17 protein-coding genes are annotated in these 16,969 nt (G+C 61.0%); 9 read left to right on the forward strand and 8 right to left on the reverse strand.

Annotation, left to right across the window (positions count from 1 at the left end; all coding sequences use genetic code 11):
* The first annotated feature begins 87 nt into the window (after nt 1–87).
* The 3 genes from betC (at nt 88) to IB246_RS04950 (ending at nt 4,201) form a co-directional block, all read left to right on the forward strand.
* Nucleotides 88–1,602 carry a choline-sulfatase gene (gene betC, locus IB246_RS04940; RefSeq protein WP_008044031.1) on the forward strand — a complete coding sequence of 505 codons (1,515 nt, stop codon included), beginning with the start codon at nt 88–90 and terminating at the stop codon, nt 1,600–1,602.
* A 16-nt stretch (nt 1,603–1,618) separates the two neighbouring features.
* Complete coding sequence (gene choX / locus IB246_RS04945) at nt 1,619–2,539, forward strand: choline ABC transporter substrate-binding protein (protein WP_008027600.1); 921 nt, start codon at nt 1,619–1,621, stop codon at nt 2,537–2,539.
* 93 nt (nt 2,540–2,632) lie between these two features.
* On the forward strand, nt 2,633–4,201 hold the full coding sequence (locus IB246_RS04950) for a SulP family inorganic anion transporter (RefSeq protein ID WP_008044030.1): 1,569 nt from the start codon (nt 2,633–2,635) through the stop codon (nt 4,199–4,201).
* A 159-nt stretch (nt 4,202–4,360) separates the two neighbouring features.
* Here the strand turns inward: IB246_RS04950 and aroE are convergent, their stop codons facing one another.
* Both aroE and hemF read right to left on the reverse strand, forming a co-directional pair.
* The gene (aroE, locus tag IB246_RS04955; protein ID WP_008044029.1) at nt 4,361–5,182 is read right to left on the reverse strand and encodes a shikimate dehydrogenase; all 822 of its coding nucleotides are present in this window, start codon (nt 5,180–5,182) and stop codon (nt 4,361–4,363) included.
* 9 nt (nt 5,183–5,191) lie between these two features.
* The gene (gene hemF / locus IB246_RS04960) at nt 5,192–6,106 is read right to left on the reverse strand and encodes an oxygen-dependent coproporphyrinogen oxidase (protein ID WP_008027593.1); all 915 of its coding nucleotides are present in this window, start codon (nt 6,104–6,106) and stop codon (nt 5,192–5,194) included.
* Between the two features lie 180 nt (nt 6,107–6,286).
* On the opposite strand from hemF, the gene IB246_RS04965 reads away from it, so the two are divergent.
* On the forward strand, nt 6,287–7,264 hold the full coding sequence (locus tag IB246_RS04965; protein ID WP_008027591.1) for an NADPH:quinone reductase: 978 nt from the start codon (nt 6,287–6,289) through the stop codon (nt 7,262–7,264).
* A 103-nt stretch (nt 7,265–7,367) separates the two neighbouring features.
* Here IB246_RS04965 and IB246_RS04970 read toward each other — a convergent pair whose 3' ends face one another.
* The 3 genes from IB246_RS04970 to IB246_RS04980 all read right to left on the reverse strand — a co-directional run bounded on the left by IB246_RS04970 (nt 7,368) and on the right by IB246_RS04980 (nt 10,186).
* Complete coding sequence (locus IB246_RS04970) at nt 7,368–7,925, reverse strand: L-threonylcarbamoyladenylate synthase (RefSeq protein ID WP_008041467.1); 558 nt, start codon at nt 7,923–7,925, stop codon at nt 7,368–7,370.
* 54 nt (nt 7,926–7,979) lie between these two features.
* A complete protein-coding gene (gene dprA / locus IB246_RS04975; RefSeq protein ID WP_008027588.1) occupies nt 7,980–9,080 on the reverse strand; it encodes a DNA-processing protein DprA in 1,101 nt (366 codons plus the stop codon).
* Nucleotides 9,081–9,160: 80 nt separating this feature from the next.
* A complete protein-coding gene (locus IB246_RS04980; RefSeq protein WP_008041466.1) occupies nt 9,161–10,186 on the reverse strand; it encodes a LysM peptidoglycan-binding domain-containing protein in 1,026 nt (341 codons plus the stop codon).
* A 171-nt stretch (nt 10,187–10,357) separates the two neighbouring features.
* Here IB246_RS04980 and def point away from each other — a divergent pair, with 171 nt between their 5' ends.
* The 5 genes from def to IB246_RS05005 all read left to right on the forward strand — a co-directional run bounded on the left by def (nt 10,358) and on the right by IB246_RS05005 (nt 15,029).
* The gene (def, locus tag IB246_RS04985; protein WP_008027583.1) at nt 10,358–10,864 is read left to right on the forward strand and encodes a peptide deformylase; all 507 of its coding nucleotides are present in this window, start codon (nt 10,358–10,360) and stop codon (nt 10,862–10,864) included.
* A 71-nt stretch (nt 10,865–10,935) separates the two neighbouring features.
* The gene (gene fmt / locus IB246_RS04990; RefSeq protein WP_008027581.1) at nt 10,936–11,895 is read left to right on the forward strand and encodes a methionyl-tRNA formyltransferase; all 960 of its coding nucleotides are present in this window, start codon (nt 10,936–10,938) and stop codon (nt 11,893–11,895) included.
* On the forward strand, nt 11,892–13,202 hold the full coding sequence (gene rsmB / locus IB246_RS04995; RefSeq protein WP_008041465.1) for a 16S rRNA (cytosine(967)-C(5))-methyltransferase RsmB: 1,311 nt from the start codon (nt 11,892–11,894) through the stop codon (nt 13,200–13,202). The genes fmt and rsmB overlap by 4 nt, the downstream gene beginning before the upstream one ends.
* A 22-nt stretch (nt 13,203–13,224) precedes the next feature.
* Nucleotides 13,225–14,598 carry a Trk system potassium transporter TrkA gene (trkA, locus tag IB246_RS05000; RefSeq protein ID WP_008027578.1) on the forward strand — a complete coding sequence of 458 codons (1,374 nt, stop codon included), beginning with the start codon at nt 13,225–13,227 and terminating at the stop codon, nt 14,596–14,598.
* Nucleotides 14,599–14,714: 116 nt separating this feature from the next.
* Complete coding sequence (locus tag IB246_RS05005) at nt 14,715–15,029, forward strand: tetratricopeptide repeat protein (RefSeq protein WP_008027576.1); 315 nt, start codon at nt 14,715–14,717, stop codon at nt 15,027–15,029.
* Here the strand turns inward: IB246_RS05005 and IB246_RS05010 are convergent, their stop codons facing one another.
* The 3 genes from IB246_RS05010 to tag all read right to left on the reverse strand — a co-directional run bounded on the left by IB246_RS05010 (nt 15,030) and on the right by tag (nt 16,916).
* Nucleotides 15,030–15,269 carry a PilZ domain-containing protein gene (locus IB246_RS05010; protein ID WP_008027574.1) on the reverse strand — a complete coding sequence of 80 codons (240 nt, stop codon included), beginning with the start codon at nt 15,267–15,269 and terminating at the stop codon, nt 15,030–15,032.
* Between the two features lie 161 nt (nt 15,270–15,430).
* Nucleotides 15,431–16,318: a lysophospholipid acyltransferase gene (locus IB246_RS05015; protein WP_008027572.1), complete on the reverse strand. Its 888-nt coding sequence runs from the start codon at nt 16,316–16,318 to the stop codon at nt 15,431–15,433.
* A gap of 40 nt (nt 16,319–16,358) precedes the next feature.
* Nucleotides 16,359–16,916 (reverse strand): DNA-3-methyladenine glycosylase I, encoded by a 558-nt coding sequence (tag, locus tag IB246_RS05020; protein WP_008041464.1) that lies wholly within the window; start codon nt 16,914–16,916, stop codon nt 16,359–16,361.
* Nucleotides 16,917–16,969: the final 53 nt, after the last annotated feature.

A 16,969-nucleotide genomic window follows, 5' to 3' on the forward strand; every position in this document is an offset into this window, starting at 1 on the left:
GGCATGGGCTTTACCACAAATCACATGGACTCCATGCTCGATTGCAGCACTCTCGCATAAATATTCACTATGGAATGCCGCGATCACATGAAGCGCAAGAATATTCTTTTCATCATGGCCGATCAGATGGCCGCGCCAATGTTGCCGTTCTACGGCCCTTCGCCGATCAAATTGCCCAATCTCAGCCGCCTCGCAGCCGAAGGCGTGGTGTTCGACGCCGCTTATTGCAACAGCCCACTCTGCGCGCCGTCGCGTTTTACCCTGGTCAGCGGTCAGTTACCGAGCAAAATCGGCGCCTACGATAACGCGGCCGATTTCCCTGCCGACGTGCCGACCTACGCCCACTACCTGCGGCGCCTCGGTTATCGCACCGCGTTGTCCGGGAAAATGCACTTCTGCGGCCCGGACCAACTGCACGGTTACGAAGAACGCCTGACCAGCGACATTTACCCGGCCGACTACGGTTGGGCAGTGAACTGGGACGAACCGGACGTGCGTCCGACCTGGTATCACAACATGTCGTCGGTACTGCAGGCCGGGCCTTGCGTGCGTACCAATCAGCTGGATTTCGATGAAGAGGTGGTGTTCAAGGCCCAGCAATATCTGTTCGACCACATTCGTGAGGACGGCGACCAGCCGTTCTGCCTGACCGTGTCGATGACTCACCCACACGACCCGTACACCATTCCCAAGGCTTTCTGGGATCTGTACGACGACGCCGACATCCCATTGCCCGAAACCCCGGCACAAACCGAACTCGATCCGCACGCCCAGCGTTTGCTCAAGGTCTACGACCTGTGGGACAAGCCGCTGCCTGTGGATAAGATCCGCGATGCGCGCCGGGCTTATTTCGGTGCTTGCAGCTATATCGACAGCAACGTCGGCAAACTTCTGCAAACGCTCGAAGATACCGGGCTGATCAACGACACGATCATCGTGTTCTCCGGCGACCACGGCGACATGCTCGGCGAGCGTGGCCTCTGGTACAAAATGCATTGGTACGAGATGGCCGCACGAGTACCGTTATTGATCAGTTCACCCGGCCAGTTTGGCGCCGGACGGGTCAGCGCAGCGGTTTCCACCGCCGACCTGCTGCCGACGTTTGTCGAGTTGGCCGGTGGCGCTCTGGAACCGGGCTTGCCGCTGGATGGCCGGTCGCTGGTTCCGCACCTGCAAGGGCAGGGCGGTCACGACGAGGTCTTCGGCGAATACATGGCCGAAGGCACCATCAGTCCGCTGATGATGATTCGCCGCGGTGCCTATAAATTCATCTACAGCGAAGACGATCCGTGCCTGCTCTTCGACGTACACAACGACCCGCGTGAACAGGAAGAACTCAGCCAGTCTCCGCAACATCGGCTCCTGTTCGATGAATTTCTTGCCGAAGCACGGGCCAAATGGAACATCCCGGCGATACACCAACAGGTGCTCGCGAGCCAGCGTCGTCGGCGTTTCGTCGCCGAGGCACTGACCATCGGCAAGCTGAAGAGCTGGGATCACCAGCCACTGGTGGACGCCAGTCAGCAGTACATGCGCAACCACATCGACCTCGACGATCTGGAGCGTAAAGCACGTTATCCACAACCCTGCCAAAACCAATAATGTTAAGGGGAAGTCCATGCAAAAGTTATCCACAGTACTGACGGTCGGACTGCTGGCTCTGGGCAGTGCGTCGGCGTATGCCGATCAGAGCTGCGAGACGGTGAAAATGGCCGACCCTGGCTGGAGCGACATCGCCGCAACCAACGCCATCACAGGGTTTCTGCTGGACGGCATGGGCTACAAGCCCAAAGTCGACACCCTCGCGGTGCCGATTACCTTTGGCGGGTTGAAGGATGGCCAGGTCGACGTGTTTCTCGGCAACTGGATGCCGGCGCAGCAGGGTTTCTATGACAAGTTCGTGGCCACCGGCGACGTCACGCAACTGGCGAAGAACCTCGATGGCACCGAGTTCACCCTGGCGGTGCCGGATTACGTGTGGGACGCGGGTGTGCATAGCTTCGCCGACCTGAACAAATTCGCCGACAAGTTCGACAAGAAGATCTACGGCATCGGCTCCGGCGCCCCGGCGAACATCTCGCTGCAAGAAATCATCAAGAAGAACGACTTCGACATGGGCCAGTGGAAACTGGTCGAGTCCAGCGAACAGGCGATGCTGGCCGAAGTGTCTCGTGCGGTGAAGAAACAGAAATTCGTGACCTTCCTTGGCTGGACGCCACACCCGATGAACGTGCAGCTGAAAATGCATTATCTGAAGGGCGGCGAGAAATACTTCGGCGACACCGGCAGCGTCCATACCCTGACCCGCAAGGGTTACGCCGAAGCCTGTCCGAATGTGGGCAAGTTGCTGACCAACCTGAGTTTCACCCAGGAGATGGAAAACAGCATCATGGCGGATGTGGTGAACAAGAAGGTCAGCAATGCGGATGCGGCCAAGGCGTGGATCAAGGCCAATCCGGCGGTGCTGGATAAATGGCTGGAAGGCGTGAAGACCGCGGACGGCAAGGATGCGTTGCCGGCGGTGAAAGCCAAGCTCTAACCCTTTGGGTGGCTACCTGTAGGAGCCAGCTTGCTGGCTCCTACAAGGTGTTGTGCTGATACCCTTGCGCAAAATTTTCAACCGAGAGGACCCATGGCCTTCCCCAGCCGCCATTCACTCTTCCCCTTCCTCACGTGGTTGCCCCGGCAGACCCGCGCCAGCGTCGGCCGTGACCTGATCGTCGGCCTCAGCGGCGCCATTCTCGCGTTGCCGCAATCCATTGCCTACGCGCTGATCGCCGGTCTCCCACCGGAATACGGCTTGTACGCCGCCATCATCCCGGTGCTGATCGCCTGCCTCTGGGGTTCATCGTGGCATTTGATCTGTGGGCCTACGGCAGCGATCTCCATCGTCCTGTTCGCCAGTGTCAGTCCTCTGGCCGTCCCTGCGTCCAAGGACTACATCACGCTGATCCTGCTTCTGACGCTGCTCGCCGGCATTTTCCAGTGGCTACTGGGTTTGCTGCGGTTCGGCGCGCTGGTGAATTTTGTCTCGCACTCGGTGGTATTGGGCTTCACCCTCGGCGCCGCCGTGGTGATTGCCATCGGTCAAATGCCCAACCTGCTGGGGCTGGACTTGCCCAGCCAGGCCACCGCACTGGACAGCTTTTTGATGCTGCTGCAGCACCTCGATGCGGTGGATAAACCCTCGCTCGTGCTGGGGCTGGCAACAGTCGTCGTCGGCATAATCCTGAAAGGGTTGCTGCCTCGCTGGCCGACGCTGCTGATCACCCTGATCCTCGCCGGGCTGCTGGTTTGGCTGTGGCCATCGATGTTCGGCCACGTGAACCTGGTGAGCGCGTTTGTCGGGCGGCTGCCGCCCTTCAGCCCGTTGCCACTGGATCTGGACATGATTTTGCGATTGCTGCCCAGCGCAGTAGCGGTGGGGATGCTCGGACTGGTGACGAGCCTGTCGATTGCCCGTTCCTTGTCGGCGCGCTCGCAGCAATTGCTCGATGCCAATCAGGAAGTCCGCGCGCAGGGTTTATCGAACATGGTCGGTGCGTTTTTTTCCGGTTCGCTGTCAGCCGGTTCCTTCACCCGTTCCGGCCTCAGCTACGAAGCGGGCGCCTGTTCGCCAATGGCGGGGGTGTTTTCCGCTTTGTGGGTGGCGCTGTTTGCGATCTTCGGCGCCAACCTGATTGCGCATATTCCGATCCCGGCCATGGCTGGCAGCATCCTGCTGATCGCCTGGGGGTTGGTCGATCATCGCGGCATTCGTGCGTTGCTGCGGGTCAGCCGCGCCGAGTTCATGGTGATGGCGCTGACCTGTGTCGCCACGCTGTTGCTGGAATTGCAGACAGCGATCTATGCCGGCGTGCTCGCGTCGTTGTTTTTCTACCTCAAGCGCACCTCGCAACCACGGGTACAGCATTGGCGCGACGGCGATGAAGACATTCTGCGGGTCGGCGGTTCGATCTTTTTCGGCGCCAGCCATTACCTGCAAGTGCGCCTGCAACGCATGCACGGGGCGCGGGTGGTGATCGAGGCGCAGCAGATCAACTTCATCGACTATTCGGGGGTGGAAATGCTGCACCAGGAAGCGCGGCGACTACGCAAGCAGGACCGTAGCCTGACCTTGCGCGGGGCGAGACCGCCGGTGGTGGAGGAGTTGCGAAAGCTCGAAGGCGCGGAGAAATGCCCGATTCATTTCGAAGATTGAAACACACCCATCTCCGGACAATGACCGCGATCACGGCATACCAACCGACTGTAGGAGCCGGCTTGCTGGCGATTCAACGATAACGCGGTTTGCCTGATGTACCGCGGCGTCGCCATCGCCAGCAAGCCGGCTCCTACAGTGTGCGTAGTAAGAGTGTGTTTACGCCGCCAGTTGGCGGCGCAGTTCGGCCAGCACCGGCGCGGTGTCCGGGCGTACGCCGCGCCACAGCAAGAAGGCTTCTGCCGCTTGTTCGGCGAGCATCCCCAAACCATCCATCGACACGGCAGCGCCATGCGCCGTAGCCCAACGGCAGAACGAGGTCGGTTCCTTGCCGTACATCATGTCGTAGCAAACGGTCTTGCCCGGCTCGATCAGACTGCCCGCAATCGGCGGTACATCGCCCGACAAACTGGCCGATGTCGCGTTGATGATCAGGTCCACCGATTCCCGCAACCAGTCGAAACCACTGGCCGACACCGGCCCCAGATCCGCAAACAACTCAGCCAGCAGCTCGGCTTTTTCCACCGTGCGGTTGGCGATGATCACCGAGGCGGGTTGCTCGGCCAGCAGTGGCTCCAGCGCTCCGCGCACTGCGCCGCCGGCGCCGAGCAGCAGGATGCGTTTGCCCTTGAGGCTGAAACCGGCGTTGACCGTCAGGTCCCGCACCAGCCCGGCACCATCGGTGTTGTCACCCAGCAGCGTGCCATCGGCGAGCTTGCTCAGGGTGTTCACCGCGCCAGCCCGCTGCGCTCGCGCCGTCAAACTGTCGGCCAGACGGAACGCCTCTTCCTTGAACGGCACCGTCACGTTCGCCCCGCGACCTTCCAGGAAAAACTCCCGGGCAAAGTCGGAAAAATCGTCGAGCGGTGCCAGCGAAGTGCTGTAGTCCAGTTGCTGAGCGGTCTGCTCGGCGAACAGACGATGGATCAACGGCGACTTGCTGTGGCCAATCGGGTTACCGAATACGACGTAACGATCCATCAGAAATCCTCAGGCCTGGGCCAACCAGTCGCGGTCTTGCAGGAAGTACTCGGTCAGGCGTGCTTCTTCGCTGCCGGGCTCGGCTTTCCAGTCATAGCTCCAGCGAACTTGCGGCGGCAACGACATGAGGATCGACTCGGTACGCCCACCCGATTGCAGGCCGAACAGCGTGCCACGGTCGTAAACCAGGTTGAACTCGACGTATCGGCCACGGCGGAATTCCTGGAATTCGCGCTGTTTTGCAGTGAACGCATCATTTTTGCGGCGCTGCACGATCGGCAAGTAGGCGTCGATGTAAGCGTCACCGATGGCACGCATGAAAGCGAAGCTGGTGTCGAAATCCCACTCGTTCAAATCATCGAAGAACAGGCCGCCGATGCCGCGCGGTTCGTGGCGATGCTTGATGTGGAAATAGCTGTCGCACCAGGCTTTGTAGCGCGAATAGACGTCCGGACCGAACGGCGCGCAGGCCTGCTCGGCGACGCGGTGCCAGTGCACGCAGTCATCGATGTTGCCGTAATAAGGGGTCAGGTCGAAGCCGCCGCCGAACCACCAGACCGGTTCTTCGCCTTCTTTTTCGGCGATGAAAAAGCGCACGTTGGCGTGGGAAGTCGGCACATGCGGATTGTGCGGGTGAATCACCAGCGACACGCCCAGGGCTTCAAAGCCACGGCCGGCCAGTTCAGGTCGATGTGCGCTGGCGGACGGTGGGAGACCGCTGCCAAACACGTGGGAAAAGTTGACGCCGCCCTTTTCGATGACCGCGCCGTTCTCGATCACGCGGGTGCGACCGCCACCACCGGCAGGCCGGGTCCAGGCGTCTTCGACGAATTGCGTGCCGCCGTCTTCGGCTTCCAGGGCAGCGCAAATGCGGTCTTGCAGGTCGAGCAGGTAGGCTTTTACGGCCTCGGTGCGGGTCGTCATGTCTTCACCTTGAATCGGGCAAAACTACGCGGCGCTCCATGGGAGCGGGGGCCGGCGCAAATGGGCGCGTAGCATAACATTGCAGATGGACTCGCCACAGTTGACGGGGATCAAGCTTGGGAGTTCGATAGGGCGCTTGGCACTACACCTCTAGTAGCTGAAGACCTAAGGAGAGTTCTGATGGCAAAGCGTATCCAGTTCCGCGCCCATGGCGGCCCCGAAGTGCTCGAATATGTGGATTACCAACCTGCCGAGCCCGGCCCGCAGCAAGTGCGCGTGACCAACAAGGCCATCGGCCTGAACTTCATCGACACCTATTTCCGCAGCGGCCTCTATGCGCCGCCCGCCTTGCCGTCGGGCGTGGGTTCGGAAGGTGCAGGCGTGGTCGAGGCGGTGGGCAGCGAAGTCACCCGCTTCAAGGTCGGTGATCGCGTGGCGTACGGCAGCGGCCCATTGGGCGCCTACAGCGAGGTTCACGTATTGCCGGAAGCCAATCTGGTGCACCTGCCGGACGCGATCAGCTTCGAACAAGCCGCCGGGGTAATGCTCAAGGGCCTCACCGTGCAGTACCTGTTGCGTCAGACCTATGAACTCAAGGGTGGCGAAACCATTCTGTTTCACGCCGCTGCCGGGGGTGTCGGTTCGCTGGCCTGCCAATGGGCCAAGGCGCTGGGCGTGAAGTTGATCGGCACGGTCAGCTCGCCGGAGAAAGCCGCGTTGGCAAAGGCCAACGGTGCGTGGGCGACCATCGACTACAGCCACGAGAACGTCGCACAACGCGTACTGGAATTGACCGACGGCAAAAAAGTCCCGGTGGTGTACGACGGTGTCGGCAAAGACACCTGGCTGACTTCGCTGGATAGCACAGCGCCTCGGGGCCTGGTGGTGAGTTTTGGCAACGCTTCGGGCGCGGTGGACGGGGTAAACCTGGGGATTTTGTCGGCGAAGGGATCGTTGTACGTGACCCGGCCAACACTGGCGACTTATGCCAACAACGCTGAAAACCTGCAGCGGATGGCGGATGAGTTGTTTGAGATGATCATCAGCGGGAAGCTGAAGGTGGAGATCAGCCAGAAGTATTCACTGGCTGACGCGGCGAAGGCGCAGACCGAGTTGTCGGCACGGCGGACGACAGGTTCGACTGTTCTTTTGCCTTGAGGGCCTCTTCGCGGGCAAGTCGGATCGCCGCCCGCTCGCTCCTACAGTTTGTATGCGATCCCTGTAGGAGCGAGGCTTGCCCGCGAAGAACGATGACGCGGTCTCAACCCGGGCGAATGACGCTCCCGGTCGCCAGATCGCGAATCACGCTCGGATTCTTGCGCCCACCGAGGTTGCCGCCAAGAATCAAATCAAGCTGCCCGCGGAAATACTGCTCCACGCGAATCCGCGTCCGCGCCGCCGGCCGGCCCTGCGGGTTGGCCGAGGTTGACACCAACGGCCCGACCAATGCGCACAAATCCCGCACCAACGGGTGATTGCTGACCCGCAACGCCACCGTTTCGTGCACGCCGGTAATCCACTGCGGCAACTGATTCCGATGCGGCACCAGCCAGGTATTCGGCCCCGGCCAAGTGCTGGCCATGCGGTCCATCCACAGCTCAGGGAAGTCTTCGAACAGGAAGTCGAACTGGCGGATGTTGTCGGCGACCAGAATCAGGCCCTTGTCCACCGACCGGCCCTTTAGCATCAGCAGACGCTCGACCGCTTCTTCATCCCACGGGTCGCAACCCAGGCCCCAGACCGCCTCGGTTGGATAGGCAATCACCGCCCCTGCGCGAATGGCTTGCGCGGCTTGTTGCACACGCCAACTGTTGACCATGAAAAACTCTCCGGAATAAGGCTCTGCGCAGTTTACCGATGTTCCTTATAAAACCTAGCTCACCCGCGCAAACCAGCGCCCGCTTTCGCAGACCGCCCGGCCGTCCATTTCCAGTTCCGTCAGCGCCGCCAGCACTTTGGGCAGCGCCCAGCCGCTGGAGACGGACAACGCTTCACTGGTGTGCGGCGCCGCGTGCAGCAGCATCAACAGCGGATGAGCCACCGACGGAGCCTGCATGGCTAACGGCAACTGCTGCCAGCCGCGCAACGCTTCGAGGATATGTTCGATGGTTTCCACCAGCATCGCGCCGTCGCGAATCAGCTGATGACACCCCTTGGCGCCGGGATGATGGATCGATCCCGGAATCGCATACACCTCACGACCTTGTTCCGCCGCCAGCCTCGCGGTGATCAAGGAACCGCTGGCGACACTGGCCTCGACCACCAGCACGCCGAGGGACAAACCACTGATGATTCGATTGCGTCGCGGGAAGTTGCTGGCCGTAGGCCCGGCGTCCAGCGGGAACTCTGAAAGCACCGCGCTGCCCGACGCAATCATGGCATCGGCAAGCCTGCGGTTGCGCTGTGGATAAAACTTTTCAAGTCCCGTGCCAAGTACGCCGACCGTTTGCCCGCCCACGTCCAGAGCGGCTTGGTGCGCGGCGGCATCGATCCCCAGCGCCAGACCGCTGGTGATGACAAAACCGGCGCCAGCCAGACTGCGCGAAAACGCGGCGGCCGTGTCCATCCCCGGACGGGAAGCGCGACGACTGCCGACCATCGCCAATTGCGGTTTTTCCAGTATGCCCGGATCGCCCGCGACGAATAGCAGTGGCGGCGCGTCGCTGATTTCCGCCAGCAATGCCGGGTAGTCAGGCTGGTCCCACATCAGTAAATGCTGGCCGGGACGGTCTAGCCAGGCCAATGCGTGGCTGGCGCCGTCCCGGACATCATCGGCCCGGCGAGCCTCGGCGCAAGCAAACGGCAAGCCCAGCGAACGCCAGGCACTGGCCGGCGCGCTGATAGCTTTGGACGCCGAGCCGAAGGCTTCGAGCAGTTTCCTGAAACGCGCAGGACCGAGCTCCGGCAAACGATGCAGACGTAAACGGGCTTCCAGTTCCGCAGGGGAAACCGGTGTAACAGCAGGCAGCGACATGGATCATCCTTGATCGTTATGAGCCCCGTTCAAACGGGAATAAGCTGTGGATAACTCTGTTGGTAACTTGTGGAGCCTGCTTACGGATTTCGCACCTTGTCCATCACTGCCAAGGAGCGCGATGCGGTGAGCACCAATCCGTAACTGAGTTTGTCGTAGGTGCGGAACACCATCAGCAAACCGGCGCGTTCATCGGGAATTTTCAGAGGCTGGCCGGAGACCCGGTCACGCACGGTTTCGCCGGTTTTCATCACCACCAACACGTTGCCTTCGGCGAGACCGTCGCGTTGGCCCCGGTTCAGCGTCACGACATCCATCGCGCCGATCTGGGTAACCCCGCGCGGTACGTCAATGATCAGGCCGTTGATCGGGTTTTTTGGCGCACTGGGCATGAAGGTCGAGTTGATCGATCGTTCCTCGCCGCTGAACAAGCGATCGCCGAGGCGAACTTCCTGAGTGGTGCGTTGCAGTGCCAGCGTCGCGACATCACCCTCGGTAGCGACGATTTCACCACCGCCGATGTCGTCGGCATTGATCCCCAGGAACTCCTTGCTCTCGGGGTCGGTATAAACCTTGCCTTGGCGGAAGATGCCGTAGACCGGCTGGATCGGATCGAAATGGCCGCGGGCGAAAATCCGGTCGCCGGTGCCGCTGAGCACCCGTTCGGCATCGCCGGCGACGATGTAAGGCGCCTTGTCGAAATCCTCGACCTTGTCGACGATGCGGTTGCTCAGCAGAAAACTGTTGATCGACTGCAACGGAATGCTCGGGATGGCGTCGGCCACCGGCGAACTGTGCACCCGTGGCGAGAGCTTGATGGTGCCCCGGGAAGCCCCGCGATTGAGGGTCAGACGCGGCTGACCGTCAACGTAGACCAGCGACAGCAAATCGCCGGGGTAGATCAGATTGGGGTTCTGGATCTGCGGATTGGCCTGCCAGAGCTCGGGCCACTTCCACGGCTCACGGAGGAATTTCCCGGAGATGTCCCAGAGTGTGTCACCCGCCGCCACTGTGTATTGCTGTGGAAAACCTTCCTTGAGTTGCACTTGCCCATGCGCCAAACCGGCCGAGGCCAGAAGGAGCAAGGCGAGTAGTGATTTCCTCATGCGGTGAATCCCTTTATTATGTGCGTTCGCGTGAAACGCCAGAGCCCTCGTGGCTCGCTCCCGACTCTTTACCTAAAAGAAAAGGAGCTACGCTTCACAACGGTAGCCTGCATCTTCGGACCTGCCAGGCCATCGACCCGACTTTACCTCACACGTGCAGCAATCAAGCTTATGGCCATTTTAGACATCCTCGAATTCCCCGACTCGCGCCTGCGCACTATCGCCAAACCTGTGGCCGTAGTGGACGACGAAGTGCGTCAGTTGGTCGATGATATGTTTGAAACAATGTATGAAGCGCCAGGCATCGGCCTCGCCGCGACCCAGGTCAACGTGCACAAACGTATCGTCGTGATGGACCTCTCCGAAGACCGCACCGAACCGCGGGTGTTCATCAACCCCGAGTTCGAGCCCCTGACCGACGAGATGGAGCAATACCAGGAAGGCTGCCTCTCGGTGCCGGGCTTCTACGAAAACGTCGATCGCCCGCAGAAGGTCAAGGTCAAGGCCCTGGACCGCGACGGCCAGCCTTACGAACTGATCGCCGAAGGCCTGCTCGCCGTGTGCATCCAGCATGAATGCGACCACCTGAACGGCAAATTGTTCGTCGACTACCTGTCGAATCTCAAACGTGACCGAATCAAGAAGAAACTGGAAAAGCTCCATCGCCAGAACGCTTGATGCCCTCCTTTCAAAGGCTTGCTGCGGCAAGCCTTTTTCTTTTGCGACTGCTTTGTAAATGAGAGCTTCCCATGACTGAGCCACTGCGCATCGTCTTTGCCGGCACCCCGGAATTCGCCGCCGAACACCTCAAGGCCCTGCTCGACAGCCCTTACGAGATCGTCGCGGTCTACACCCAACCGGACCGTCCGGCGGGTCGCGGGCAAAAGCTGATGCCGAGCCCGGTCAAGCAGTTGGCACTGGAAAACAACATCCCGGTGCTGCAACCGCCAACCCTGCGCAACGAAGACGCTCAAGCCGAACTGGCCGCGCTGAAGCCGGATTTGCTGGTGGTGGTCGCCTACGGCCTGATCCTGCCGCAAGTGGTGCTGGATATTCCGCGCCTGGGTTGCATCAACAGCCACGCGTCGTTGCTGCCACGCTGGCGCGGTGCGGCGCCGATCCAGCGCGCCGTCGAAGCCGGCGACAGCGAAAGCGGCGTGACCGTCATGCGCATGGAACTGGGCCTCGACACCGGGCCGATGCTGCTCAAGGTCACCACGCCGATCAGCGCTGAAGACACCGGCGGCAGCCTCCACGACCGCCTGGCGGAACTCGGCCCACCGGCAGTGATTCAAGCCATTGCCGGCCTCGCCGCCGGCACTCTGGAAGGCGAAGTGCAGGACGACAGCCTCGCCACCTACGCACACAAATTGAACAAGGACGAAGCGCGCATCGACTGGACCCGCCCGGCCATTGAGCTGGAACGTCTGGTCCGCGCCTTCAATCCATGGCCGATCACCCACAGCACGTTGAATGGCGAAGCGCTGAAAGTGCTGGCCGCGAGCCTCGCCGAAGGCAAGGGCGCACCAGGTGAAATCCTCAGCGCCAGCAAAGACGGTCTGATCGTCGCCTGCGGTGAGCAGGCTCTGTGCCTGACCCGCCTGCAATTGCCCGGCGGCAAGGCGCTGAACTTCAGCGATTTGTTCAACAGCCGTCGTGAGAAATTCGCCGTCGGCACCGTGCTCGGTCAAACGGCGGACGCTCAATGAATCCACGTCTGGCCGCCGCCAAGGCACTTGCTGCAGTTCTCAACGGAAAAGCCTCACTCAACAGTTCGCTGCCGACACAAATGGACAAGGTCGAAGACCGCGATCGCGGCTTCACCCAGGACCTGGCGTTCGGCACCGCGCGCTGGCAGCCGCGTTTGTCGGCGCTCGCGGCCAAGTTGCTGCAGAAGCCGTTCAAGGCTGCCGACGCCGATGTCGAGGCGTTGCTGCTGGTCGGTCTCTATCAACTGCTTTACACCCGCGTCCCGGCGCATGCCGCCATCGGCGAAACCGTCGGTTGCGCCGACAAGCTGAAGAAGCCGTGGGCCAAAGCCTTGCTCAACGCCGTGTTGCGCCGCGCCCAACGTGAAAGCGAAGCGCTGCTGGCCGAGCTGGAACACGACCCGGTGGTGCGCACCGCCCACCCACGCTGGCTGCAAAAATCCCTGAAAGCGTTTTGGCCTGAGCAGTGGGAAGCCATTTGCGCGGCAAACAACGCGCATCCGCCGATGATTTTGCGGGTCAACCGTCGCCATCACACTCGCGATGCGTACTTGGGTCTGCTGACCGAAGCGGGCATCGCCGCCACGGCGTGCGTTTACAGCCGGGACGGCATCATTCTCGACGCCGCCGCCGACGTACGCAGCCTGCCGGGCTTCGCCGAAGGCTGGATCAGCGTGCAGGACGAAGCGGCGCAACTGGCCGCCGACCTGCTCGACCTGGCGCCGGGCCAGCGAGTACTCGACGCCTGCTGCGCACCGGGCGGCAAGACCTGCCACATCCTCGAAGCCGAACCCGCACTCGCGGGCGTCGTCGCCGTGGATCTGGAAGCCAAGCGTCTGGTGCGTGTGCGAGAAAACCTCGCACGCCTGGGCCTGAGCGCCGAACTGATCGCCGCCGACGGCCGCGACACGGCCACCTGGTGGGATGGCAAACCGTTCCAACGCATCCTGCTCGATGCGCCATGCTCGGCCACCGGCGTGATCCGTCGTCACCCGGACATCAAGCTGACTCGCCAACCGGATGACATCGCCGCGCTGGCAGTGCTGCAAGGCGAGTTGCTGGATGCCATGTGGATAACTCTGGAGGTGGGCGGGATTCTGCTTTACGCCACCTGTTCCACGTTACCAACCGAGAACACCGAAGTCATCGAAGCCTTCCTCGCCCGCACGCCGGGCGCCCGTGAGCTGGACCTCGCCACCACGGCCGGCATCAAGCAGCCCCACGGTCGCCAGCTGCTGGCACAGGAAGGCGGCCACGACGGGTTCTATTACGCCAAGCTGATCAAGATCGCCGCCGCGCGCGGTTAACCGGTTTTAAGGGAGTGACTGGATGAAAATCATCATCCTCGGCGCAGGGCAGGTCGGCGGTTCGCTGGCGGAACACTTGGCCAGCGAGGCCAACGACATCACTGTGGTCGACACCGATGGCGAACGCCTGCGCGACCTCGGCGACCGGCTGGACATCCGCACCGTGCAAGGCCGCGGCTCGCTGCCGACGGTGCTGCGCCAGGCCGGCGCGGACGATGCCGACATGCTGGTGGCGGTGACCAACAGTGACGAAACCAACATGGTCGCCTGCCAAGTCGCCCACACCCTGTTCCACACCCCGACGAAAATCGCCCGCGTCCGCGAAGCGGCGTATCTCACGCGCTCCGAGCTGTTCGATAACGAAGCGATTCCGGTGGATGTGCTGATCAGCCCGGAACAAGTGGTCACCAACTACATCAAGCGCCTGATCCAGCATCCGGGTGCGTTGCAGGTGATCGATTTCGCCGAAGGCAAAGCGCAGCTGGTCGCGGTGAAGGCGTACTACGGCGGACCGCTGGTGGGTCAGCAACTGCGTCAGTTGCGTGAACACATGCCGAATGTCGAAACCCGCGTAGCGGCAATTTTCCGCCGTGACCGGCCGATCCTGCCTCAGGGCGATACGGTGATCGAGGCGGACGACGAAGTATTTTTCATCGCCGCCAAGGCGAATATTCGCGCAGTGATGAGCGAAATGCGCCGCCTCGATGAGAGCTACAAGCGCATCGTCATCGCCGGGGGCGGGCAGATCGGTGAGCGTCTGGCCGAGGCCATCGAAAGTCGTTATCAGGTGAAGATCATCGAGATGAACCCGGCCCGCTGCCGCCATCTCTCGGACACCCTCGACAGCACCGTGGTCTTGCAGGGCAGTGCCTCCGACCGCGATTTGCTGATGGAAGAGAACATCGCCGACGCCGACATCTTCCTGGCGCTGACCAACGATGACGAAGCCAACATCATGTCGTCGCTGCTGGCCAAGCGCCTGGGCGCGAAGAAGGTGATGACGATCATCAACAACCCGGCTTACGTCGACTTGATCCAGGGTGGCGACATCGACATCGCCATCAGCCCGCAACTGGCGACCATCGGCACCTTGCTGGCCCACGTGCGGCGCGGCGACATCGTCAGCGTGCATTCATTGCGCCGTGGTGCGGCGGAGGCCATCGAGGCGATTGCCCATGGCGATGCGAAGTCGAGCAAAGTGATTGGCAAGGCCATCGAGAACATCGGTTTGCCGCCGGGCACCACGATTGGCGCGATCATTCGTGATGAAGAAGTGATCATTGCCCACGATGACACGGTGATCGCGGCGGGCGACCATGTGATTCTGTTCCTTGTGGACAAGAAGCATATTCGGGATGTGGAGAAGTTGTTCCATGTGGGGCTCAGCTTCTTCTGATCCGAAGGCCTCTTCGCGGGCAAGCCTCGCTCCTACAGGGATATGCATGTTACCTGTAGGAGCGAGGCTTGCCCGCGAAGGCGATTCCGAAGCTCCCCCAAAAACCGAGGTGCACCATGATCGAATCCCTGGAAAAAATGCTCGCCAAGGGTGTGGATAACTCATTGCTGCGCTTCGGCCTCGGCAAGGGTTATCTGGATCTTGGGGAAAACGCCAAGGCTGCCGAGCATTTCCAGCGTTGCGTCGAATTCGACCCTAAGTATTCAGCGGCCTGGAAGCTGTTGGGCAAGGCTCATCTGGCGCTGGCGGACTATCCGGCCGCGCGTCAGGCGTGGGAGCAGGGTCTGGAAGCTGCTCGTGCTCACGGCGACAAGCAGGCGGAGAAGGAGATGACGGTGTTCCTGAAGAAACTTGAGCGCCAGGCGCACTGATCAGAGGTAGCGCAGGCCGATACCGTCAGCGTCTACCAGCACCACTTCCATGCGAACCCGCGGCGCGCCTGTGGGTAAATCCTGTACCTGACCATAGACCACCGCCCCCTTGGGCAACGCCGACAAGCCCGGATGCTTGACGTAGACGCCCGTGGTCGAGAGATTTCGGGTCTGGCCAAGGCATTCGCCGAAGCTTTCGTGACTGATCTTGATGCGAAACGATTTGCGGTGTTCGGACATCTTCTGCGCCCTTTTTATGAACAGTTGTGGATAACTTGTAGGAGCGAAGCTTGCTCGCGAAGGCGATATCACATCCAACATCAATGTTGAATGTAATGGCCTCTTCGCGAGCAAGCTTCGCTCCTACAGGTTCAAGTTATCCACAGATCATGCCAATCAACTCAATACCAGCGCTCTTCACCCGGCGGCCGCTTCTTGAAGCGCTTCATGCTCCACATGTACTGGCTCGGATACGCCCGCACATAACGCTCGACCACCTTGCTCATGGCTGCGCAGGACGTCTCGGTATCAGTGCTGTACATGGCCTCTGGCGCCGCTTCGAGGATCACTTTGTAGCCCGAACCGTCCGGCAGCCGCAGGGCGTGCAGGAACACGCCGACCGCTTTGCCGCCTGCCAACATGTTCGGCACAAACTTGCTGGTCAGTGCCTGAGTAGCGAAGAACGGCACGAAGATCCCGGCGGATTCGGCCGGTTCCGGGTCAGCGGGAATGCCCACTGCACCACCTTTGCGCACTTCCTTGATGACGCTGAGGATGCCTTCCTTGGTAGAGGCGGCGACCCTGTTACCCAGTTGCACTCGCTGCTTGCGCAGCAATTCATCCACAGCCTTGAGCTTCGGCGGACGATAGAAAATGATCGGTTTGCACTGGCTGCAATAGAAGTGGTTCAACACTTCCCAGTTGCCGAGGTGGCTGGTGATGCCGACCACACCTTTGCCGGAGGCGAGGGCGTCTTTCAAGACGTCGAGCCCTTCGACTTCGCGTACCAGATCGATGGAACGCTGCGCCGGCCAGATCCACGCGCAGGCACTTTCGGTCAGTGATTTGCCGATGTCTTTCAGGCTCTGGCCGACCAGACGCTCGCGCTCGGCAGGGTCCATCTCCGGAAAACACTTGGCCAGATTGATCCGCACCACGTCGCGGGAACGGTTAGGGGTTTTCCACATTACCCAGCCGATGGCCGAGCCAACCGTCTGCACTGCTCGCCAGGGAAGTAGGGCAAACAGCCGCAGAGCGCCTACCAGCAAGGCGCCTTTCAACTTATCCACAGGTCACTCCTGATCTTGTGCTGTGCGCGAGGCGGCTATTCTAACCGCCGATCGACAAGGTCGCGTAGCGATCGCAATCCTTGGTGTGATCCATGACCATCCCCGAAGCCTGCATCAGCGCGTAGCAAATGGTCGGGCCGACGAAGGTGAAGCCGGCCTTTTTCAGGCCTTTGCTCATCTCCACGGCGACTGGCGTGACCGCCGGGACTTCAGTGCGATCCTTGAAATGATTGATCACAGGCTTACCGCCGACGAAAGACCAGAGAAACTCGACCGGGTCTTCAAGCGCCAGCCACGCCTGGGCATTGCGCCGGGCGGCGTTGAGTTTGAGGCGATTGCGGATGATCCCGGGATCGAGCATCAATTCATCGATTTCGGCGTCGCTCATTTGCGCCACGCGCTGTACATCGAAGCCGAACAGCACCTCTCGATATCGCTCGCGTTTGCGCAACACGGTGATCCAGGAAAGGCCGGCCTGGAACCCTTCGAGCAAAAGCAACTCGAACAATCCCTGCGCATCGCGTAGCGGCGTGCCCCACTCCTGGTCGTGATAAGCCATGTACAGCGGATCTTCGGAACACCAAAAGCAGCGTGGCATAAGGCTCCAGGGGGCGTGCGCAGCAATGAATCGGGTATACTCCCGCTCTTTAA

It is taken from the genome of Pseudomonas sp. PDM01 (genome assembly GCF_014852325.1).
GTDB lineage: Bacteria > Pseudomonadota > Gammaproteobacteria > Pseudomonadales > Pseudomonadaceae > Aquipseudomonas > Aquipseudomonas migulae.